Raw genomic sequence first — 21189 nt, forward strand, 5'->3', positions numbered from 1 at the left:
ATTAAACGACTCGTATAAATAAGCACACAAAAAGCTGCCTGGAACCTTACCAGGCAGCTTTTCCTCTATTTGATCTCAATCGGGTCTCCGACTCGCACGGTTCCCGTCTTTTTCACTGTGGCATAGACGCCGAATACGTTTTTGTTCTCTTTCACGACCGTCTTCAATACAGTCGGATCCACTTCTTTCGTACCTGAATCGACATTGACGTAAGCGCATCTCTCACACGCTTTTTTCACAAATAAGACAACATCATTCAGAACGAGCTCTTTCCCGATCCAAGATTCTTCCACGAACGGCGTGTCCCCTTCAACATCAACGATCAGATTAGGTCGGAATCGGAGCATGTCCAATGAGTCCCGGTCGGTCATTTCTTGGATTTTACGAAGCGAGGCTGTACTTGCTATGAGAAGCGGTTCTTCCCAATAGCTCGGTTCTTCGTTCTCAACATCCATTGATACGAGTGAAACAGGTCGATCAGCGCGGTCGGATATATGAGCTTCCGCCTCCTTCGACCTAAGGCTGCTCAGCTGAAGGGCCTCTTTCTGAATGTTCAGCGCGCCACCTTCACTTAACGTCACTTCATAGTCCAGCAAAAATGGATATTTCGGTATCGTCAGGTATTCGCCCGGTTTGTCTTGCATTTCCCATGCGAAAATATGATCACCAGCGGCTCCATGCTTATGTATTTCCAATGTGTCCATATATTCACCTTGCATTGATTTGACAGGATAACGAACGACATGTTTGACAGTCGCCTTACTCAAGTAAATCCCCTCCATTCCTTGATCACTCTCTTAATATATACCAATTCCGACATGCCAAACCCTTTTTTATACAGTAAAAAAAGGTGGATCCCTTGACCCACCTTTTTAAAAAATATCATGTTTGTAATCGTTGTTGAAACTTGTGGACTCGAGGTGCAAACAATTGGACAAGCGGTCCAATCGTAAAGGTCACGATCAGTGTCCCTAAGCCGATCGGTCCACTGAAAAGGAATGCTGCGACAAGTGCAGAGAGCTCTCCGATGGTCTTGGCCGTTCCCATACTCACACCTAGACGATCCTGAATGGCCAGCATAAGCTTGTCGATCGGAATGAGCGGGAAGTTCGCTTGCAGATAGACTGCAATCCCGAATGAAAGGACGATCACACCGACAACGAACACAACGATTTGCTCCCATAACCCATTGGCCTGGAACGTATCCAGTACAACCAGCAACCAGCCGTCAATGAAAAGACCTGCTAGGAAAATCGTAATGACCGCCAGAAAGTCAGGTCGCGACTTCATCAAAATTGCGTTCAAAACAATAAGCACGATGCCGACGATGAAGACCCAGCTTCCAACCGTCAAACCAATCGTCTTCGAGAGCCCGACATTCAGGGCATCCCATGCGCCTGTGCCAAGTTCTGCTTTTATCGTCAAACTTACGCCGAATGAAATGAGACTCAGCCCAAGTATAAAACTGATCAACCGTACGATGAATGATTTCATGTTGTTCTTCCTCCGTTGTTCAAAATTCATTTATCCATCATACCACGTTCTTTGCCCAGAGTGAATTGTCAGTATTTTGCATTTCTCAAACGAATCATCGAAAAGGCGAGTGAAGATGCGAGGACGTCTTCTTTTACCTTCCACAAAGAGGGCACCCACCTTAGCTCAACGCCTTCCATCAGCAGCCGGTGAATCAAACCGTCCAGTCTCCTCACGCTATCCGGTTTTACAGAGGACATTGAGGTGAAATATCCTGCATTTTCATCAAAGCATCGGAAAGTTTCACCTGAGAATGTGTACTCATAGAGAACCGCATCCTCCAGTTTTCCCAGCCAACCTTCTTCTATGATAATGACCATTTTCGTATTCAACTTGAACCGATCGATATCTTGGGGTGTCGTCTTCTCATTTTCCCAAAAAGCGATACGGGGACAATCTCTTGGAAAATAATAAAGCGGGCGATGATCTGCATCAATCGCCCACACCATAGGTGGTTCATCTGGAAAAGATGGAGATATCCTCGGTTTGAAGTCTTGGATATCCGGCTCTTCACTATAATGATAATAGCGCTTATTCACGCCTCTTTTTCACCGATTTCGGAAAGGTGCGTGGAGCAATTCAAAAGCTTCATTTCACACTGGTCTTCAAGGAATTCGACAATGGAGATGGATGTGTTATCCAATCGACAATGTTCAAATTGATCACCAAGCAAAAGCTTGAACAAGTCGTTCAAAAATGCACCATGACTTACGACGATGACCTTTTGACCTTCATGGCGGTTTCGTATTTCATCCATGAAGCTTTGAGCCCGCTTATAAACCTCTTCTGTTTTTTCAATATTCAAGTTCAGATCCTTCCAATTCGGTCCCCAACGCTCTACACGCTCATCTTCCAGCGTTCCCTCAATGTCGCCGAATGAGACTTCCCGAAGCCGTTCATCTCCTGTGACTTCTAGTTGAAGGACTTTACCAAGCTCTTCAGCAGTCGTTTTTGCCCGGCTCAAATCGCTCGTATAAATCGCATCCCATTTTTCTCCTTCAAATCTGCGTCCAACCGCTTTCGCTTGAAGGATGCCTTCCTCATTCAGTGGAATGTTCGACTGCCCCTGTGCTCTTCTCTCCAAGTTCCAGTTCGTCACGCCGTGTCTAATAAAAGCAATGGTTGTCATACCTTTCTTCCCTCCTATAAAAATGCCAGACTACCAATATTCCATATATGGAAGTGGACTCCTGCAATCTTTTGAACAAAAAAGAAAAAACTGCAGCACTTTGCAGTTTCCTCTGTATCATCCTGTAATCACCTGGTTTTTACCGTTTCGTTTGGCATCGTACAATAACGAATCGGCTTTTTCAAAAAAGGCGTCTTTTCCAGTGTGCGCTTCGTACTCCTGTAGGCCTACGCTCACCGTAACACTTTGTCCTTCCAGAACGCGGAAGGAGATGCTTTCAATTTTTCTACGGATGTCTTCCACTAAATGAGCCGTCTTTTTCATCGGCTTACCGACAAACAAAACGATGAACTCTTCCCCGCCATAACGGGCCGCAAAGTCATCTGGTGTGATTTCACTTTTGATCAGCTTAGAAATCTGTTTCAGCACCTCATCACCTGCACGGTGACCATATGTATCATTCACTTGCTTGAAATTATCCAGATCGAAAATCGCCATTTGGATCGAGAAGTGATATTGAGCATGATGAGCGAGCAGTTCATCCAGGAATTGATGAAACGAAATCTGGTTGTACATCCCCGTCAATGAGTCTGTTTTCGTCAATTTCTCCATCAAGGTATTTTTGACGAGCAAATCTTGCTGGTTCTCGATTGACTGGCGATAATGCCCTGCCAGTTCAAGCCCTCTTTCCATGATTCCAATGACCGCAATGGCTGCTATGACCAGCATCGCTATCATCGTAAAATGATCGGTGATGGTCACCCCAGTCCTTAGAATCGGCTGCATCATCGTGAGAAAACTGTAACTGACAATCGTCGCGACAGACGTCATGATGATGGTGTTCCTTTTGAAATACGCTCCAGAAACAAGTATCGGCAAGAACAGGGCAGAACGAAGAATGATGATATCTGGACGGCTGTAAATGAAATTGAGCGCTAAAGCGAGCCCTGCCAGTATAACGATCAAATCGACATTCCAACTCAATTTCCTTACACACCATTCTGTCGATAAGACGACCAGGACTCCTATACCGCTCGGAATGAGCACAAAGTCTATAAAGTATTCCGTAAATGGCAGTTCAGAAAAATTACTGTTGACTAGCTTGATGAGAATCGCTAATCCAATCACAATCCAATAGACGCTTAAAATTTTTCGATTCAACTTTCGAGTATCAAGCCCTAACTGCCCCATTGCGCACCCCGCCTGTTAATAATATGGAGAAATCAAGATGTACACCAACACTCCTGTCAGGCTGACATAAAGCCATAAAGGCATGGTCCACCTTGCAATCTTCCGGTGCTTTTCTACCTGCATCGTCAACCCTCTCACAAGGGATAACAAAGCAAGCGGAACGATGACTGCCGCAAGAATGATATGGGTAATCAAAATGAAATAATAAATGTACTTCAGCGGACCTTCTCCCCCATAGGTAGTGGATTCCGCTAGATAATGATAGGAAACATAAGACACCAAGAACAATGCGGTCGTCGTAAATGCCGCAAAGATAAAGCGACGATGAAGTTTAATGTTTTTCCGTAGCACAAACCATAATGCTGCAAGCAAAAAGACGAATGTAAAGCTGTTGAAAATCGCATTCAACAATGGAAGGATCTTAATATCGAATCCTGTTTCGCCCTGATATTCTGGTAAAAAGAACAAGACGACCACAAGTGCATTAATGACAATGGATAAAATGACAACAACGCCAGTGTAACTCTTCTGTTGTTTCGGTTGATTTTGATTCATCGTTTCTCTCCTATATCGATAGTCCTGTCATAAGAATATCGGATGTCACCCTTGGACAGCAACTATGAGAAGATGAATCCACATAACGTTCACATTACGTTCCCAAAAAAGACTCTAAAACTATGTACCCATTTCTGATTCTTTATAACCATAGAAAATCCTGCTCATATAAGTAAATTGGCCCGAAGAATCCTTCGAGCTTTTTTGACAGAATTAGTGTGCCTTTTCTTTTGTACATATCCTTTCCAAGTCTTCCAATACATCTTCCAAAGCCAACAATTCATAGATGATGGCAATCCGAACAGATAAGTGTTTTCTTGTCGACTTATGTTCTGTCTGGATCCGTCGTTCTCTTTCTGAGATGAACAACTCGTCCAACTCTTCAATCAGTGCGTTGTGTTCATCTGGAATTCGATGAGAAGGATCTCTCAGAATCGACCCAATGGAATCGACTGCTTTCATGATCGTAGTGACTTTTTCCTCACTCAGCTTCGCTTCCTCAATGTTCAAGTAAACGAGATTGGCAAAATGATAGAGGATCTTCTGATAGTACTCGAGCTTCTTCATGAGAATTCCGAATTCCCGAATATCCCTCAAGTTATGACGTCTGTATTTCCACTCTTCCCTCTGATACTGAGCAAGTGAAAAGGTGCGTTCCATATCTTTGCTTATCTTGCGGTATTCCGATTGAAGCTCACGTGGAGTACCTCCTTTTACAAACCGGTTCAATAGCATCCCAGAACGGTCGTAGAGTTCATCCACTTGCGTGCGGACCATTTCATGATAATGAGGTGGCAGGATCAGATAGTTGATGGCTGTTGAGACGACCAGGCCGATAAGGGTAGTGTAAAGGCGTACGACGAAAGAAGAGAAATACTGATCTTCCGTTTCAGCGATCATCGCAACAGCGGTCAAGGTGGCGACGAGCATACCCGCATCCAGTCTCAGCTTATGACAGGCTAGAAGGGTAAGTGTGGCAGCTAACGCATATGTAAGAGACGATGGTCCGAGAAAATACTCAAAAACCATCGCAAAAGCCGCTCCAATCATCGCAGCAGGGAAGCGGATCATTCCCTTTTTGATGGAATCTGAAGCGGTCGGCTCGACGGTTACGATTGCGGTAATGACGGCAAAGAGGACAGGGAGATGGAAAAGGTTACAGATCAAGGCGGTCACGAAGGCTGCAAGTCCTGTCTTGATTACACGTCCTCCAACCCATTTTTTAATGTCGCTCATTTTCATACAGATCACCCTGGCACCAATCATTTCCTTTTATTGTAACAATCGGCACTGGGGAATGCTACTTGCCCTACTTCCGTTCTTGAACCTTACGTACAGTTCGCGTCACCATTTTACGCGGCAAGAATCGAATCATGAACGCAAGAAGCTTGTTTTGAGACCCAGGAATGATCAACGTCTTTCCAGCCATGAACTCTTTGTAAGCAATATCTGCGACTTGATCGACGCTCATGACTCCACCTTCAAGCAACTTGGATTCCTCCATGCTTGCTCGTTGCTGGAATCCTGTATCTGTCGGACCAGGACATAAGATCGATACAGAGACACCCGTACCTTTCAATTCGTTTTCTAACGCTTCTGAAAATGAAAGAACATAGGCTTTGGTAGCATAATAGACTGCCATAAGAGGCCCAGGCTGAAAGGCAGCTGTAGAGGCGACATTCAGGATCTTCCCTGACTTGCGTTCCATCATTGATGGAACAAGTCGTTTGGTCAATTCGGTCAATGCCATCATATTGACCATCATCATTTCCTTCTCTTCTTCCCATTGCGTTTCAAAGAATTCCCCGTATAATCCGAAACCTGCGTTATTGACGAGGATATCGACGCTGATGTTGCGGTTTGAAAGTTCTTCAAGCAATCGATCAACCGCGCCTGTGGCACCAAGGTCCGCTATAATCACTTCCGTTTGGATGTTGAAGCGGTCTTTCAAATTACCGGCAAGCTTCTCTAGCTTGTCTTTCGATCGTGCAACAAGCACGAGGTTGTGTCCATCCTTCGCAAAATGGTGAGCCAATTTCAGACCGATTCCACCTGAAGCTCCTGTGATCAACGCTGTTTTCATATTCATTCACCCTTTTTAGGTTTATTCGTTTAATTGTTTAAACATATAATAAATTATACGTGTTCATCCGTCAACTTATTTTGCTTAAAATTGGTGCATTTAGGAGTTCCAAAGCGTCCTAAATTATGACAGAATAGAAGAAGTAATTGCTTTTAAGGGTGTGGGATTTCGATGTATTGTTCGAATTGTGGAAAACAACTCCAAATAGGAGATACATATTGTCTAGCATGCGGATCCAAACGGTTGCCTACAGTTGATGAAACTACTAAGAAAATGAAACGTTGGCAGTGGCTTGCTCCTCTCCTCGCTTTCATCCTCGTGACTACCAGTCTAGCAGGCTATTTTTATAGTGAGCATAGGAAGACCGAAGCGGCTATCCAAGCCTTCGATAATGGTGAAAAGGCTGCACTGGACGGCGACTATAAAAAAGCGAAACAAGCATTCCAGACGGCTCTGGATCACCGGTCCGATTTTAAAGCCGCCACAGAGAACATGAGATTGATAGAAGATGCCCTTCACATACAAGAACGGTTGAACATATCCGAGAAACATATTGAAGAGAAAGCCTTCGACAAAGCTTCGGAACAGATCCAAAAAGCAGAAAGCACGCTAAGGAGCTATACAGGAAAAGTTGCATCTGCACTCGATCAGAAAATCACCTCAAATGAGAATGCACTGAATATCGCCCACCTGCAATATGATATGGAAGGCAAATCAACCCTGGATGAGCTGGAACCCCTTTTAACGAAAGCAGACGCAATCCAATCACCTGAAGCGGAACAAATCGCGGAAGAAATTCGAAAGAGAATTGCTGAAATCGCCTATGTGCAGGCGAATGATTTTCTGACCGACAATCAATTCTCTGCAGCTCTTGCCTCTGTTAAAAAGGGTCTCTACCATGAACCGAAGAGCAAAAAGCTGCTCAGTTTGAAGACGACGATCCATAACGAGCAAGTCGCTTTCGAACAAGCAGAGCAAAAGCGGATTGAACAAGCGATTGTCGCCGCAGCTGAAGAAAAGGAACATAACTTGAACAATGCGATCAAGCTCAATTCCATTGAAGCCAAGATGAATCATCTCGGGGATATCATCGTAACCGGTACTATTAAAAGTCAGGCAACCGTGCCGATCGGCTCAATCCGGATTTCCTATACGCTCACGGATCAGGACGGGAAAATCTTTGATAAGAATGAAGTATTCGTGTATCCAGATATCTTATACCCTGATGAAACTGGAACTTTTGAATACACGCATTATCTGGTCAACGAAGAACTGAATGTAAAATTCAATGAAGCAGATTGGCATGTCAATTGAATGAAGGGGAGGTCATCAATGAACACTCGAACTTGGATATCAACCATCACCACCTCCCTCATACTCATCACGGGTATCGTAGGAGGGTATCTCCTTTACAATCATTTCAACCATTTTCAAGTGAACGCGACCTCTACCATCGGCAGTCTGAAAGAAGCAAAGGAAAAGTCGGACGTTCATCTTGAGAAAGATCTGAAAACCATCATCCATGAGAGTCAGAAAAGCGTCGTCCAACTGGATGTTGAAAGTGATTCTGGCAATAGCGTCGGGTCCGGCTTTCTATACAATGATCAAGGTGATGTCGTCACAAATGCACATGTCGTTGCTGGAGCGAAGAAAATCACCATTCGGACAGCAGATGCGCAGCAATATGAAGGGCAACTGATCGGAATCGGTAAATCAACAGACATTGCGCTCGTAAGAGTTCCAAAATTGGAAGGAAACGATCCGCTTCCTGTCCTTCATGATCATCTGGCAGAAATCGGGGACGAAGTGATTGCGCTTGGAAGCCCTCTAGGATTGCAAAACTCTGTCACGACAGGAATCATAAGCGGTTTGAATCGAGATTTCACATTAGAAAATTATACATACTCGAATGTTTATCAAATATCCGCTCCCATCACACAAGGGAACAGTGGTGGTCCGTTGATCGATCAGAGAACGGGTGAAGTGGTTGCCATCAATTCAGCCGGAACAGAAGAAGGTTCCATCGGCTTCAGTATTCCGATGAAAGATGTGTTTGAACAATTGTCTTCCTGGTCGGAAAATCCATCAAACGTGACACCGCCACCTCAAAACGAGGATGACAACTCGATAACGAAAGAACTTGATGCAGAAGATAGTAAATATATTGTCGGATACTTCTATGAAAGTCTTGCGATGGGAGACTACGTGACTGCATACTCTCTGCTCGGAAGTGAATGGCAGAAGAACACATCATATGAGAAGTTTCGAAACGGCTATATTCATACGGTGGATATTACGATCAACCAGATCAAAGCGGAACATATGGAAGAGGAAGAAGCGATGAAAGTCACGATCATCATTGATGCGTTGGAACGACAGAAAAATCGCGAGACCAAAACGTTCGTCTATAAATGCACTTACACTGTAAGCTTTGAAAACAATTTACTGAAGATCCTCAATGGAAAAGCGACTAAAGTTGAATAACGACTGCTAAAGGTCCATTTCATCTTTGCGCATATGCAAAAACCCACTTTGAGTGGGTGACTTCAACGATTTTCATCTTTTCACCCATTCAAAAGCTCTCTTTGAGTGGGTGACTTCACCGCTTTCCTTCTTTTCACCTATCCAAAAGCTCTCTTTGGGTAGGTGACTTCACCGCTTTCCTTTTTTTCACCCATCCAAAAGCTCTCTTTGAGCGAGATTCACGGCTTTTTGTTTTTCAACAACCTCTTGTTATAATCTTGTTAACAAGTGTCGAATGCAAAAGGGGATTTTAGGATGAAAACGCTACTCATAGATATGGATTCCGTCATCGTGGATCTAATGACGGAATGGCATCGAAGATATAACGAAGATTATGATGACAACTTGAGTGTGGAAGACCTCAAGTGCTGGCAAAGTGAAAAATACGTTAAAGAAGCATGCGGGAAAAAGATCTATGAATATTTGGATCAGCCAGGCCTCTTTTTGAACCTAGAACCTTTTCCGAACGCCATTGCAGTCCTCGAACGTCTTTCTCGAACATACGAGATTCTGATTGTCACAAGCAGTCGGACTTACGCCTATACGGAAAAAGAAAAATGGGTGGAGAAACATCTACCGTTCATCGGTGCACGAAACTTGGTTTTCACTCACCGAAAAGAAATGGTCGTCGGGGATTTGCTTTTTGATGATGCACCCCATAATCTCATTGCCTTTTCTGAAACCGGAAGAAAAGCTGTGGCAATGGATTATCCATACAATCGTAATGTCGATGTGGATCGAGTAGGAAGCTGGATTGAATTTGAAACGTTAATCGAAAAATTCGAAATGGGTGAACGCACTTGATCAAAAAGGATATTCTCATAATCGGTGGTGGTCCTGCCGGAATGTCAGCATCTGTATGGTGCCAAAGACTCGGGTTGGATTATATGTTAATTGAAGAAGCTGATTACCTCGGTGGACAGTTGAATGACATCCATAATCAAATTGTCGATTACCTTGGTGGCATATTTGAAAATGGAAAAGCAATTCAAAAACAGTTTGAACACCATTTGGAAGAACTCGATTGTACAGCCCATGTCAAGATGTCGATCGAGTCATTCGACCATGATCAAAAAACGGTCCACTTACATTCTAACGGAGAAAAAATGCAGGTCGAATATCAATATTTGATCTTTGCAACAGGTACTTCCGTCCGTCGTCTGGACATTCCAGGTGAGCAGGAGATGATTGATCGGGGAGAAATCTACTCGGCGACAAAAGATCGCCACCGCTTCCAAGGGCGTAAGGTCGTCATCGTAGGCGGAGGAGATCGCGCATTTGAAGGAGCTCTTCTGCTTGCAGAAAGCGGAGCTGAAGTGTATCTTGTCCACCGATCTAAACAGTTCCGCGCAAGAGATGAGTTCACCAAACCCGCTTTAAATCACACCCGTATCAGGGTCATGGAGGATACTGTCGTGAAGCAGATCCATCATGGAGAAAACGGGATCAATGGGGTTGACCTATATAACCGGCTGACACAAAAAACGGATCATCTAGACGTAGAAGGTGTTTTTATCCGAATCGGTGTCCAACCTAACACTCGTTACGTAAAAGATTATGTCCATCTTGATGAGGAGAATTATGTAGTCGTCAACAGCTGCCAACAGACGAGTGATGCTTCGATCTATGCGATTGGTGATGTATGTACGCATCCGATGTTTTCAAGCATTTCATCAGCGACCGCTCAAGGCATGGTTGCAGCGAAACACCTTTCTTTACGGCTTTCATAACATATGATTTCTTCGAAATTCACTCCCTTTCCGCGGGCGAACCGCGAGCCTCACTTCCACAGGATGTGCTGGCTTCGACGTTCACCACAGGACGGACTTGTACAGGATGTACTGACTTCGACGTTCATCACAGGACGTGATGGTACTTAGTCGAAGTTCCTTAGAACACTCGATCGTGTTCGCTGCGGGTTCTCGCCTGGCTCGCTATTCCCGCAGGACAAGAAAAACTTCGACAGCATTCCATCGCACGAAGAAAATGCGAATTTCATTTTCGAGGAGTGTCGTGAATCTCGTGCGAAATCAACCTTCTGAGCATGGATGGTAATTCTACGATGTTTATAAAAGTCCTTGGGGACTTAAAAAAAGACTGTCAGCAGTCCACTATAGGATGTGCTGGCAGTCTTTTTCATCGTTTTATTAATCCAAGTATCCCATCAACAATCGGGCGTATGGAGAGTCTTTCGGCAAGATGATGACTGTCTCGTCATCAATCGTTTTCTTATAAGAATTCAGCGTTCGATACAACGAGTAGAATCCTGCGTCTTTACTAAAGGATTCGTTATAGATCAACGCTGCATCTTTTTCCCCTTCAGCACGGATCTTTTCAGCGTCCGCTTCTGCTTTCGCTAATAGTTGTTTCACTTCTTTATCCGTATTGGCGATGATCCGGTTCTTTTCTGCATCACCCTGAGATAAGTATTGTTGCGCCTTCGTTTCACGTTCTGAAATCATACGTGTGAAGACGGATTCTTCGTTCTCATCAGGTAAGTCGGTCCGCTTCATACGGACATCCTTTACAATGATACCGAATTGATCACGCTCCAGTAAGTTATTTACTTTCTCCGTTACACGCTCGTTCAGACTACCCCTCGATGAGTTCTCGTCATTGATGATTTCATCGTAATCCAACTTACCAAGCTCCGAACGGACAATGGAGAAGATGAATTCGGCCATTTTAGCTTCTGCATTTTCCGTCGTACGCAAGTTGGTGATCATCTTTTTCGGATCCTCGATACGCCATACCGCATAATTGTCGATGATCATCCGCTTTTTATCTTTCGTATTGATTTCCGCTTTTGACACATCATACATCATTTGATATTTCGGTAAAGTCGACACCGTTTGGATGAACGGTAGCTTGTAGTTCAAACCAGGCTCATCAATGATTTTGACGACCTCTCCAAACTGACGGACCGCGCGGTATTCATTTTCTTTTACGATAAACAGGTTACTGATGATGAAACTTAATAGGAGAAGTATGATCACTCCGAAGATGATCGGCTTCTTGTGTCTTTTCCAGTTGAACGATCGCTTCTGTTCATTGATATCATATATGTTATCGCTCATTGTTCTTCTCCCCCTCTGGTGCCGCAGCCGGCTTCGTCTCAGCAGGTCGGATCGGTAAGTATTTCAATGTCCCGCCTTCATCATTCATGATATAAATTTCAGCTTCGGCAAGAACTTGATCAAGTGTTTCCAGTACAAGACGTTCTCTTGTAATATCCGGTTGTTTCGTATATTCAGAGTAAAGAGCGTTGAATGTCGCGACATCCCCTCTTGCTTTCTCGACACGAGCGGCTTTATCTCCTTCCGCTCTGGAGATGATGGCATCCTTTTCCCCTTCTGCTTCTTCCCTTTGCTTATTGGAATACTTCTTCGCCTCGTTGATTTTCGTATTCATCGTTTCGCGGGCATCCGTTACTTTTGTGAATGCTCGGCGAACTTCTTTGTTCGGCAGATCCACATCTTGAAGCTTGACCGCTAAGATTGAAACACCAATGTCATAGTCTTCAATCAGTTTGACCAGAAGATCACGGACTTCCGCTTCAATTTCTGCCTTTCCGGATGTCAAAGATTCATCAATGGTTGATGTCCCGATAATTCCCCTTAGTGAAGCAGATGTCGCATTATAAAGGATCTGCTTCGGATCATTTGTGGCATAAAGATACCTTTTCGGATCTGTGATTTTCCATTGGACGACCATATCCGCTAAGACGATATTTTCATCCCCTGTAATCATTTTCGTATCCTCTGGGTATTCCTTCGTCACTTCACCATCGACTTCTTCATAGCCGAATTGCAAACTGAATGTCTCTTTTGAAAACTTCCGCACTTGTTGGATCGGCCACGGTAATTTGAAGTGTAAGCCAGAAGGAATGATCCCCTCTTCCACCTGACCGAATGTCTCAATGACGGCTTGTTCGGATTCGTCCACTGTATACACACTCGTGACTAATGCCGCAGCAATCAACAACCCGAGCGGGATGAAGATGATTAGTTTCATTGTACGATTCATGTTGTTACAACCCCCTTTAAAAACTCACTTATCAATTTATACGTTCATAAGACCATATGGTTTCATGAAAGTTTTTATATCTATTGCGATGTTGAATTTCTTTTCAAATTTATAGAAATTCACTCATTCCGGAATAAAAAAACTACCACAGAATTTCTGCGGTAGTTCAAATCGAACATGACTTAAGAACCATATTCAGTCTATCATATCACTCTGCCGGTACCAACCTTAGTTGGTCGCCGTCAGCATAGTCTTCTTTTTCGATGCTAGTCGTATGATAGGTCCCATTCGCCCAATCCAACACTTGATCATCATACCACGTACTTAAAACATGTCCTGATTGACCAGGACCGACAATGTTTTGTGAGCGTTGAATATCTGAAAGATCGACAACGGTACGCCATGCTGCTCCATGATTCACTTTGCCGGTCTTTTGATCCCAGCCGGCCGCCATAACTGTGACGCGGCTTCCTCCAACTTCCACTTCATCCGGGTTGAACAATAGGTTCAAGGGTTCGATGGAGCCAAGAGGGTGTTCAAACAACAAGGAATGATACTGCCCCCATCGCCAGTTTTTCGTTTCATCTCCTTGCAGGGCGACAGCCTCTTTTACAGCTCGTTTAAAAGATTCCGTAGCGGCTGCTTTCAATCCTCCTGCATCCCTCATCCATATCCCTATTTCGCCTCGATCGGCATTTCGGATCAGCTCATCTACTGCTTGTGCCCGTCCATCAAAGAACTTCATCATTTTCTTATCGATTTGATCTTCAAACAATACGTCACTCATGGCAGACATCCATAAATGGAATAACAACGGTCCCCCTAGATCTATCCGGTCCTCATAACTCCATTTAGCGAGCAGTTCATACCCATCATTTTCAATCTCATTCAGGTCCGTTCTTGAGATTTTCGGTAAAAGGATCGGAACCATTTCAGCAGCTTGGAGGTTGTACTGATCCATCTGCAAATCTTTCATCGATTTCGTCGTCAGCTGGCCGATTCTCGACAATGTATCTACAATCCGTTGTTGCCGGTACGGTTGTGCCCATATATGCGTAATGTGATAAGGGTAATCGTCATCAACAATCTTGTTATTGGCCGTAGCGATGAATCCTTTAGAAGGGTTTACGACCGTCGGAAGGTCCTCCCATGGAATATAGCCCTCCCATTCATATTCGTCTGTCCAACCTGGCACAGGAAGCAGGCTGTCCCCTTTCTTACGAATCGGAATCAAACCGTTCGCACGGTAAGCGATATCACCATCAACAGAAGCGAACACAAAGTTTTGTGCCGGAGTATGGAAGTACGTCAAGGCTTCCTTAAACGTGTCCCAATCATCTGCCTGGTTCATACGGATCACCGCCTCAAGCTCGGTGGATGGGTCCAGGGCGGTCCACCTCATAGCCAGGGCTGTATCCTTTTCGTCGTATCGAGCAAATTCAGAAACGATCGGACCATGTCTTGTAATCGTCACTTGATGATCGACGGTTTCGCCATCTTTTACTTTGATCGGTTCATCAATGACTTCAGCCTTTTCCCATTCTTCGTTATATAAGAAGAGTTCTGCGTTCTCCGGATGTCTTTTTTCGATATAAAGATCCTGCACATCCGGTCCAACATTCGTAACTCCCCAAGCGATCTTTTCATTGTGTCCGACGATGATTCCTGGGATGCCAGCGAATATGACCCCGCTGACATTCATCTCATCCGCCTTCAGATGTGTTTCGTACCAAATTGACGGTGTTCCAAGTCCGAGATGTGGATCGTTCGCTAGAAGAGGAACCCCACTTTCTGTTTTCTGACCAGCAACGACCCAGTTGTTACTCCCATTGAACGGATCCGGGATAACGGCACCCGCAAAAGATTTTTCGAAATCAACGGGATGTGACTTCGCTTCTGATATGATGACCGGCCCGTCTTTAGGATAGGACGGGAAAAGTTCCAACGCTTTCTCTTCCGGAAAAGTCTGTAATAAGTACTGTCTGAAAGCTTGTCCTTCCCAATGACCCCCTAAGTCGAAAGCCATGTATTTGCCGATTGTCAAAGAGTCGGTCGGCGTCCATTTTTCCGGTTCATAATCCAGAATTGTAAACTCCGGCGGGAGTATGTTTTTCTCTTTCGCTTCTTTTATGTATGCATTCACCCCATCGGCATACCACTGGAGGATTTTTTGAGCATCGGTGGAGTATTGATCATAAGAGGCTTCAGCCGCTCTTCTTAAACCAAGTGTCCGGAAAAAGCGATCACGGTCAACCGTTCCATCGCCTACAACTTCACTTAATCTTCCTGAAGCTAGACGTCTGCTCAAGTCCATTTGAAAGAGACGATCCTGGGCAGTAACGAAACCTTGTGCCATATAAAGATCTTTCAAGCTGCCAGCCTCGATATGGGGAGTCCCCGCCTGATCCCGATAGACCGATACAGGACCCGTAAGTCCAGCTAATGCTCTTTCTCCTCTGATATCTGGGAGACTTCTCTGAAGGACATAGATCGCGATTGATGTGACAATCAATGCAAGTATGAGAATGATAGTGAAACCGATGGTCAATCCTTTTTTGAGCTTCGTCCCCCGACTGGTCCTATACTCTTTTTCATATTCTCTCTCGATGACCTTTTCCATTCTGCCTCCCCTTTCAAAGCCATTCCGTTAACTCGGCTTGACACCCGGCCGGTTCGCTTGTGCCTGTTGCATGTGAGCTGTGAGATCCAGTCCAGGATTATGTTTCTGAACAAGTTGCCCGGTCTCATAAATCAATTGCTCTAAAACCCTTATTCTTTCTGTTGGGTTATCCGCGTAAAAAACAGTTGTCATCCTTTCATAGAAACGATCCGGTTTCCATTTCATTCGGTCGCTCGTTTCTTTCAGCCACTTCATGCCAGGATGATGGATATATTGATGATTCAAGGCTTGCAAAGAAAGCATCAGTTTCATTCCGATATCCGCTAGTGTCTTTTGAAATAAGAGCACATCACCCCGATCAATGAGCGCTTCTCTGCTCTGCCAGGGCCCGCCGAATTCAAACGCCTGTTCAATCAAACCTTTTTTCAAACGTTCAGGATATGGAAAAACCCGATCATAAATCTCTTGGAAACGTGTTTCGCCTATAAAGGGTTTCCCGTCTGCGACAGCCCCAATCAAGCACTGCTTTTCCAATGAGAGGTCGCCGTTTTTCATATCCTGTATGAATTGCTCGACCGTCTTTGTCAAAAAACTGCTGATTTCAAACTTCGTACCATTGACGAGATAGGTTTCGGACCATTCCAAGTCCTCGTATGGATAAAAGGACAGGATTTCTCCTCCTGCTTTTCGGATCGGACTTTGCCGCTCTTCATCTGTCGGAGGTTCCTTCCATAGTAAAAACAGTTCTATGTCGGAATATCGGTCTTCCCACCCTCTCGAGACCGACCCACCAAGAAATAAAACCTCTAATTTCGGATTGTTTATGTAGTAATCTGCCATTTGTCGTGCTTCTTGTTGTAAGTTCATTTTCATTCTCCTATTTCATGGAAATACAACTCAAGTATATCAAAATATTTCGAAAAATAATTCAACTTTTTGTTAAAATGTAAAGAATATTGAAAAAGGAGCGAGAAGGATGAAACATACACTGCATCATCAATATCGAACGAGTAAACCATTGAACGCGCGTATTCAATTACATGAAATGTATGGTACCAACCCAGTCAGCTGGTCAGAATGGTATTTCAATCAAATGAGATTTTCAGATACAGATACCATCCTGGATGTTGGTTGTGGAACGGGATGGTTTTGGGCAGAGAATGCAAAGAAACTGCCAAAATCGTTAAAACTGTTCTTGATGGACCAGTCTGCAGGGATGATTGAGGAAGCGAAAAATAATTTGGAGGCAGCAGGCGTTTCGGCTGAATTTTACGTCGGTGATCTATGTTCTCTTCCATTTCATGCTGAGGAATTTGATATCGTCATGGCGAACCATATGCTTTATCACCTATCAGATCACAACCGTAAAAAGGGGTTGATGGAATTACGTCGAGTTTTGAAACAAGGTGGGACCTGTTATACGTCGACTGTTGGTGAAAATCACTTGGTAGAACTGAGCCAAATCTTGAAAGATTTCAACCCATCCTTACGCTATGACACGTCGAAATTCCATCAAGCATTCGGACTACAGAATGGCCAAAGTCAGCTCCAGGAGATATTCTCTGAAGTTTCCCGCTCTCTATATGACTGTCACTTGAAAGTTACAGAAGCTCGTCCACTCGTTGAATATGTGCTTTCAACCATGAGTGAGGCTGCAATAGAGTTACAAACGGACAACGGGAAATCGTTTGAAGATTTTATTGCCCTGAAGATTCAACAAGTAGGTCCTGTCTTCATTACAAAAGAAACTGGATACTTCAAGTCCTCGAAATAAGGAAGCGGATGGTATACCCCCAGTATAGACGGACATGATTAGAACATATATGAATACGAACCAAATTTTACCCTTTACTCTTTTTTTGATAGATTTAGTAAGAGAAAATATTGTGAAGGAGTGCCGTCATGCTGGATTGGTATTATACAACCATCGATTATTTGACCGATCTGAACTTTTGGATCGATATCGGAATTGCACTTGCTATTTTCATTGGCATTGCTGTGTTTCGAAAGCTGTTCACCAAATATATCTTCAGATTAATTACGAACCTAACTGATAAGACCTCAACACAAGTTTTACATAAAATTTTGCTCGCCTTTGAACGTCCGTTGAATGTGTTCTTCATTTTCCTCGGGTTATATCTGGCTTACGAATCTTTAGAAATAAGTGAGCGATTTGTCCAACTACCACTCAGACTTTTCCGTTCATCTGTCATCCTGATGATCTCTTGGGGGCTTGTTAATTTATCCTCCTCATCATCAGTCCTGTTCCATAGATTCCATCATCGACTGGATCTACAGGTAGATCAGATTCTAATTCCGTTCGTATCAAGAGTCCTGAAATTCGTCATCGTCGCAATCAGCATCAGTGTCCTTGCACAAGAGTGGGGCTATGACGTCAACGGATTTGTAGCCGGCCTTGGTATCGGCGGTTTGGCGTTCGCTTTCGCTGCAAAAGAAGCACTCGGGAATCTGTTCGGCGGTATCGTCATCATCATCGAGCGGCCGTTTTCAATCGGTGATTGGATTCAGACGCCATCTGTAGAAGGGGTGGTTGAAGACATCAACTTCCGCAGTACGCAGGTCCGAACGTTTGCCGATGCATTGGTAACTGTTCCAAACGCTAATATCGCGAACGACCCAATCACGAACTGGACGCGTATGCGTAAGCGCCGTGTCTACTTCAATCTTGGTGTCACCTATACGACTCCGAAAGAGAAGCTTGAAACGTGTGTGAAAAAGATTAAAGACATGCTGAAGGAACATCAAGAGGTCCATCCGGAACTGATTGAAGTTCGCTTTGATAAATACAACGATAGCAGTCTGGATATCATGATTTACTTCTTCACGAAAACGACGGCTTGGGTCAATTACTTGGATGTCAAGGAAGATATCAATCTGCGCATCATGGAAATCCTTGATCGTGAAGGTGTATCCGTCGCATTCCCAAGCAGAAGCATCTATGTAGAGAAAGAGGATTTTTCTCTAGAAACAGAAGAAAATGACACGAATGGTAAACCGGAGGCAAAAGAATGAAATTGACGATCCGCCGATACGAAAACGAAAGCGATATGGACCTTCAGTATGATTTCTGGAGAAAAGTGACCTCTGACCTTCCCTATGCGTGGAAGCCGACGCTGTCACCGAAGAAGTTTCGCCAACAGAATGAGTTTGACCCTGAAACCCGCTGTTTTGCTTTCGACGGAGACAAGCTGGTTGGACATATGGGTTTTACAGGCGAAGGAAGTTTCGTATCTTTAGGCTACCCCTGGGTATTGGAAGGATATGAAGGCGCTCTACAGGAAGAGATGTTCGAGAGAATCTACCACTATGCCATCAGTCCGGAGTACGGAGCGAATATGTTCGCTCAGCGTTTCCGATCACAATGGACGACGCAGATCGAATTCTTCAAAAGCAAAGGATTCGAGGTGACTGGCCGCTCTCCGATTTTCGGAAGGGATATTTCTAAAGTTCCTGTGCCAGTGACGAAGGGAATCGAGCTGAAAATCGAGTCAGGGTTCGATATCGATACCTTCGTGTGTACTGCACAGAAATTACCTGGAACAACCGAGCAAGACCTATCGTTTTACCGGACATATTATGCTTCGGTGGATTTTGATTTTACCGTTTTATGTGTAAAAGAGGCCGACGTAATCGGTTGCTTCGGTGTCACCCACCGAAAAGACACAGGGTATGCTGAAGTGATTGCTTCTTCTTTGGCTGAAGGAGATTCACATCTATTCGAAGGTGTCATTTCAACCATCATCAATGAGCTCTATGAACGCAACGCCGGCTCAATCAGCATTTATGAAGCGGCTGCTCCAACTACTAAACATCTTACAAACCTAGGTTTTCAAAAAGTCACAGAAGACATCATGATGATGAAAAAAGTCGATTGAACATGAAAAGCCGCCGGAATTCCGGCGGCTTTCGTTATGTTTGTCATCCATTTATGGAATATTTGCTGACATCTTCGACTTCTCCATTTTCGCGGTGTAGGACGACTTGGCTCGGACGCGCTTCATCTGCCATTTTCCTTGCTTCGTCCGTTGCGGCATCCTTCGTATCGAAGGTCTTTTCTGAATGGTCTCTGCCCTCGATTTTGATATCCCACTTATTGTTGTCTTCGTTCGGTACGACATGGTAGATCTTAGCTTCCATTTTCCATTCCTCCTTCATTTTTCTGTGATAGTTATATACCCTGCTTGTAAATATTTACACCTATTTTTCGGTTGAATTGCCTTATTTCAGGTCAAAGTAACAGTACGGAGGTGAACGAATTGAAGAAAAAGAAGAAGAATGCGACTACATCAGGATTGCCATCCTCCCAGCCGGAAGGTCAAGGTACCGGCATCGAAATAGGAACACCGCTCGATTCGACTAGAAAGAAAAAGAAGAAGTAAATGTGAGAAGGGTAACCACGTGTCAGGCACAGCGTTACCCTTTTGTTCAAAACAACGAGTAACCTTACATAGTAAAGGGTAAACATCACTATCATCATTTTCGAGTTGTTGGAGGTATATATGCGATCTTTTCCTAAACCAAGAGTCGTCGTCAGCAAGTGCTTGGAGTTCGAGGCCTGCCGTTATAACGGAGATGTGTTGAAGGACATGACCGTACGCCGTTTAATGCCATATGTAGAATTCATACCGATCTGTCCTGAAGTAGAAATCGGTCTCGGAACCCCTAGAGAGACGGTCAGGCTCGTTTCTCAGGAAAATGAAGTACGAATGATTCAACCCTCTACAAAACAAGATCTGACAGAAGACATGAATACGTTCAGCCGAGCGTTTTTTGATTCCTTGCCAGATGTGGACGGCTTCATCCTGAAAAACCGCTCCCCTAGCTGTGGAACACGTGATGTGCGAATTTACACGGGAGTAGAGAAAGCACCCGTCAAAGAAAAAGGTACTGGCCTCTTTGGAGGAAACGTGTTAAATGAGTATGGAAACCTTGCCATTGAAGAAGAAGGCCGATTGTCTAACTTTACAATCAGGGAACACTTCCTCACAAAGTTGTACACATTGACTTCCTTTCGTATTCTAAAGGGAGATCCGTCGATACAAAAATTGATCCAATTTCAATCACAGAACAAATATTTGTTCATGGCCTATAACCAAACACGTATGAAAAAGATGGGAAGAATCATTGCAAACCATAAGCAGTATGATTCCATTGACGAAGTATTTGCGGAATATGAACAAGAGCTTCATGCGATGTTCCAAAAAGCTGCCCGATACACGTCCAACATCAATGTATGCCAGCACATCATGGGCTATTTTTCAGAGGAGTTGAGTAAAAATGAACGGGACCATTTTCTGCACTTGTTAGAACGCTATAAGGACCGGAAAATACCGCTCAGCAACCTTTTAAGCATTTTGAAGTCATGGGTATATCGCTTTGACAACGAATACCTTCTGCAACAATCGTTTTTCGAACCTTACCCGGAAGATCTGGTCGAGATGGCCGACTCAGGAAAAGGAAGAAGTTATGCATGAAGACCGAGCCTCAGGCTTGGTCTTTTTGCAAGAC

At 44.1% G+C, this 21189-nt stretch carries 22 protein-coding genes; 9 read left to right on the forward strand and 13 right to left on the reverse strand.

Going from position 1 to position 21189, the window contains the following annotated elements; translation table 11 throughout:
* Positions 1-65: 65 nt before the first annotated feature.
* The 8 genes from ACSVDE_RS15620 to ACSVDE_RS15655 all read right to left on the reverse strand — a co-directional run bounded on the left by ACSVDE_RS15620 (position 66) and on the right by ACSVDE_RS15655 (position 6497).
* A complete protein-coding gene (locus ACSVDE_RS15620; protein WP_439301778.1) occupies positions 66-767 on the reverse strand; it encodes an MOSC domain-containing protein in 702 nt (233 codons plus the stop codon).
* Between the two features lie 115 nt (positions 768-882).
* Positions 883-1494, reverse strand: a complete 612-nt coding sequence (locus ACSVDE_RS15625; RefSeq protein WP_439301779.1) for a YczE/YyaS/YitT family protein — start codon at positions 1492-1494, stop codon at positions 883-885.
* A 68-nt stretch (positions 1495-1562) separates the two neighbouring features.
* The gene (locus tag ACSVDE_RS15630) at positions 1563-2072 is read right to left on the reverse strand and encodes a DUF6886 family protein (RefSeq protein WP_439301780.1); all 510 of its coding nucleotides are present in this window, start codon (positions 2070-2072) and stop codon (positions 1563-1565) included.
* Positions 2069-2662: a histidine phosphatase family protein gene (locus ACSVDE_RS15635; protein ID WP_439301781.1), complete on the reverse strand. Its 594-nt coding sequence runs from the start codon at positions 2660-2662 to the stop codon at positions 2069-2071. Before ACSVDE_RS15635 ends, ACSVDE_RS15630 begins: the two co-directional genes overlap by 4 nt.
* 117 nt (positions 2663-2779) lie before the next feature.
* Positions 2780-3853 (reverse strand): GGDEF domain-containing protein, encoded by a 1074-nt coding sequence (locus ACSVDE_RS15640; protein WP_439301782.1) that lies wholly within the window; start codon positions 3851-3853, stop codon positions 2780-2782.
* A 15-nt stretch (positions 3854-3868) separates the two neighbouring features.
* Positions 3869-4408 carry a DUF420 domain-containing protein gene (locus ACSVDE_RS15645; protein ID WP_439301783.1) on the reverse strand — a complete coding sequence of 180 codons (540 nt, stop codon included), beginning with the start codon at positions 4406-4408 and terminating at the stop codon, positions 3869-3871.
* A 213-nt stretch (positions 4409-4621) separates the two neighbouring features.
* Complete coding sequence (locus ACSVDE_RS15650) at positions 4622-5650, reverse strand: FUSC family protein (protein ID WP_439301784.1); 1029 nt, start codon at positions 5648-5650, stop codon at positions 4622-4624.
* A gap of 67 nt (positions 5651-5717) precedes the next feature.
* A complete protein-coding gene (locus ACSVDE_RS15655; protein ID WP_439301785.1) occupies positions 5718-6497 on the reverse strand; it encodes an SDR family NAD(P)-dependent oxidoreductase in 780 nt (259 codons plus the stop codon).
* A gap of 165 nt (positions 6498-6662) precedes the next feature.
* Here ACSVDE_RS15655 and ACSVDE_RS15660 point away from each other — a divergent pair, with 165 nt between their 5' ends.
* The 4 genes from ACSVDE_RS15660 to ACSVDE_RS15675 all read left to right on the forward strand — a co-directional run bounded on the left by ACSVDE_RS15660 (position 6663) and on the right by ACSVDE_RS15675 (position 10744).
* Complete coding sequence (locus ACSVDE_RS15660) at positions 6663-7805, forward strand: zinc-ribbon domain-containing protein (RefSeq protein ID WP_439301786.1); 1143 nt, start codon at positions 6663-6665, stop codon at positions 7803-7805.
* Between the two features lie 18 nt (positions 7806-7823).
* Entirely contained in the window at positions 7824-8975 is a 1152-nt protein-coding gene (locus ACSVDE_RS15665; RefSeq protein WP_439301787.1) for a S1C family serine protease, read from the forward strand.
* A gap of 294 nt (positions 8976-9269) precedes the next feature.
* Positions 9270-9818 (forward strand): 5' nucleotidase, NT5C type, encoded by a 549-nt coding sequence (locus tag ACSVDE_RS15670; RefSeq protein WP_439301788.1) that lies wholly within the window; start codon positions 9270-9272, stop codon positions 9816-9818.
* A complete protein-coding gene (locus ACSVDE_RS15675) occupies positions 9815-10744 on the forward strand; it encodes an NAD(P)/FAD-dependent oxidoreductase (RefSeq protein WP_439301789.1) in 930 nt (309 codons plus the stop codon). Before ACSVDE_RS15670 ends, ACSVDE_RS15675 begins: the two co-directional genes overlap by 4 nt.
* A 417-nt stretch (positions 10745-11161) precedes the next feature.
* Here the strand turns inward: ACSVDE_RS15675 and hflC are convergent, their stop codons facing one another.
* The 4 genes from hflC to ACSVDE_RS15695 all read right to left on the reverse strand — a co-directional run bounded on the left by hflC (position 11162) and on the right by ACSVDE_RS15695 (position 16527).
* Complete coding sequence (gene hflC / locus ACSVDE_RS15680) at positions 11162-12091, reverse strand: protease modulator HflC (protein WP_439301790.1); 930 nt, start codon at positions 12089-12091, stop codon at positions 11162-11164.
* The gene (gene hflK / locus ACSVDE_RS15685) at positions 12081-13040 is read right to left on the reverse strand and encodes an FtsH protease activity modulator HflK (RefSeq protein ID WP_439301791.1); all 960 of its coding nucleotides are present in this window, start codon (positions 13038-13040) and stop codon (positions 12081-12083) included. The genes hflC and hflK overlap by 11 nt, the downstream gene beginning before the upstream one ends.
* Positions 13041-13248: 208 nt before the next feature.
* Positions 13249-15660, reverse strand: a complete 2412-nt coding sequence (locus ACSVDE_RS15690; protein WP_439301792.1) for a penicillin acylase family protein — start codon at positions 15658-15660, stop codon at positions 13249-13251.
* 27 nt (positions 15661-15687) lie between these two features.
* Positions 15688-16527 carry a DUF4037 domain-containing protein gene (locus ACSVDE_RS15695; protein ID WP_439301793.1) on the reverse strand — a complete coding sequence of 280 codons (840 nt, stop codon included), beginning with the start codon at positions 16525-16527 and terminating at the stop codon, positions 15688-15690.
* A 109-nt stretch (positions 16528-16636) separates the two neighbouring features.
* On the opposite strand from ACSVDE_RS15695, the gene ACSVDE_RS15700 reads away from it, so the two are divergent.
* The 3 genes from ACSVDE_RS15700 to ACSVDE_RS15710 all read left to right on the forward strand — a co-directional run bounded on the left by ACSVDE_RS15700 (position 16637) and on the right by ACSVDE_RS15710 (position 19556).
* On the forward strand, positions 16637-17434 hold the full coding sequence (locus ACSVDE_RS15700; protein ID WP_439301794.1) for a class I SAM-dependent methyltransferase: 798 nt from the start codon (positions 16637-16639) through the stop codon (positions 17432-17434).
* Positions 17435-17562: 128 nt separating this feature from the next.
* Positions 17563-18693: a mechanosensitive ion channel family protein gene (locus ACSVDE_RS15705; protein ID WP_439301795.1), complete on the forward strand. Its 1131-nt coding sequence runs from the start codon at positions 17563-17565 to the stop codon at positions 18691-18693.
* Complete coding sequence (locus ACSVDE_RS15710; RefSeq protein ID WP_439301796.1) at positions 18690-19556, forward strand: hypothetical protein; 867 nt, start codon at positions 18690-18692, stop codon at positions 19554-19556. The genes ACSVDE_RS15705 and ACSVDE_RS15710 overlap by 4 nt, the downstream gene beginning before the upstream one ends.
* Positions 19557-19599: 43 nt before the next feature.
* On the opposite strand, the gene ACSVDE_RS15715 is transcribed toward ACSVDE_RS15710, so the two are convergent.
* Complete coding sequence (locus tag ACSVDE_RS15715; protein ID WP_439301797.1) at positions 19600-19818, reverse strand: DUF2188 domain-containing protein; 219 nt, start codon at positions 19816-19818, stop codon at positions 19600-19602.
* Positions 19819-19937: 119 nt separating this feature from the next.
* Here ACSVDE_RS15715 and ACSVDE_RS15720 point away from each other — a divergent pair, with 119 nt between their 5' ends.
* On the forward strand, positions 19938-20060 hold the full coding sequence (locus tag ACSVDE_RS15720; RefSeq protein WP_439301798.1) for a YuzL family protein: 123 nt from the start codon (positions 19938-19940) through the stop codon (positions 20058-20060).
* A gap of 120 nt (positions 20061-20180) precedes the next feature.
* Positions 20181-21155: a YbgA family protein gene (locus ACSVDE_RS15725; protein WP_439301799.1), complete on the forward strand. Its 975-nt coding sequence runs from the start codon at positions 20181-20183 to the stop codon at positions 21153-21155.
* The last annotated feature ends 34 nt before the right edge of the window (positions 21156-21189 follow it).

The sequence above is a fragment of the Pseudalkalibacillus sp. Hm43 genome, assembly GCF_051842935.1.
Classification (GTDB): domain Bacteria; phylum Bacillota; class Bacilli; order Bacillales; family Fictibacillaceae; genus Pseudalkalibacillus.

Excerpts from the sequence above, each read along its gene's own strand:
- ACSVDE_RS15625 (WP_439301779.1), bottom strand. The coding sequence starts at position 1,494 with ATGAAATCATTCATCGTACGGTTGATCAGTTTTATACTTGGGCTGAGT.
- ACSVDE_RS15670 (WP_439301788.1), top strand. The coding sequence starts at position 9,270 with ATGAAAACGCTACTCATAGATATGGATTCCGTCATCGTGGATCTAATG.
- ACSVDE_RS15660 (WP_439301786.1), top strand. The coding sequence starts at position 6,663 with ATGTATTGTTCGAATTGTGGAAAACAACTCCAAATAGGAGATACATAT.
- ACSVDE_RS15690 (WP_439301792.1), bottom strand. The coding sequence starts at position 15,660 with ATGGAAAAGGTCATCGAGAGAGAATATGAAAAAGAGTATAGGACCAGT.
- ACSVDE_RS15700 (WP_439301794.1), top strand. The coding sequence starts at position 16,637 with ATGAAACATACACTGCATCATCAATATCGAACGAGTAAACCATTGAAC.
- ACSVDE_RS15655 (WP_439301785.1), bottom strand. The coding sequence starts at position 6,497 with ATGAATATGAAAACAGCGTTGATCACAGGAGCTTCAGGTGGAATCGGT.
- ACSVDE_RS15725 (WP_439301799.1), top strand. The coding sequence starts at position 20,181 with ATGCGATCTTTTCCTAAACCAAGAGTCGTCGTCAGCAAGTGCTTGGAG.
- ACSVDE_RS15705 (WP_439301795.1), top strand. The coding sequence starts at position 17,563 with ATGCTGGATTGGTATTATACAACCATCGATTATTTGACCGATCTGAAC.
- ACSVDE_RS15645 (WP_439301783.1), bottom strand. The coding sequence starts at position 4,408 with ATGAATCAAAATCAACCGAAACAACAGAAGAGTTACACTGGCGTTGTT.
- ACSVDE_RS15695 (WP_439301793.1), bottom strand. The coding sequence starts at position 16,527 with ATGAACTTACAACAAGAAGCACGACAAATGGCAGATTACTACATAAAC.
- hflK (WP_439301791.1), bottom strand. The coding sequence starts at position 13,040 with ATGAATCGTACAATGAAACTAATCATCTTCATCCCGCTCGGGTTGTTG.
- ACSVDE_RS15715 (WP_439301797.1), bottom strand. The coding sequence starts at position 19,818 with ATGGAAGCTAAGATCTACCATGTCGTACCGAACGAAGACAACAATAAG.
- ACSVDE_RS15635 (WP_439301781.1), bottom strand. The coding sequence starts at position 2,662 with ATGACAACCATTGCTTTTATTAGACACGGCGTGACGAACTGGAACTTG.
- ACSVDE_RS15650 (WP_439301784.1), bottom strand. The coding sequence starts at position 5,650 with ATGAAAATGAGCGACATTAAAAAATGGGTTGGAGGACGTGTAATCAAG.
- hflC (WP_439301790.1), bottom strand. The coding sequence starts at position 12,091 with ATGAGCGATAACATATATGATATCAATGAACAGAAGCGATCGTTCAAC.
- ACSVDE_RS15640 (WP_439301782.1), bottom strand. The coding sequence starts at position 3,853 with ATGGGGCAGTTAGGGCTTGATACTCGAAAGTTGAATCGAAAAATTTTA.
- ACSVDE_RS15710 (WP_439301796.1), top strand. The coding sequence starts at position 18,690 with ATGAAATTGACGATCCGCCGATACGAAAACGAAAGCGATATGGACCTT.
- ACSVDE_RS15665 (WP_439301787.1), top strand. The coding sequence starts at position 7,824 with ATGAACACTCGAACTTGGATATCAACCATCACCACCTCCCTCATACTC.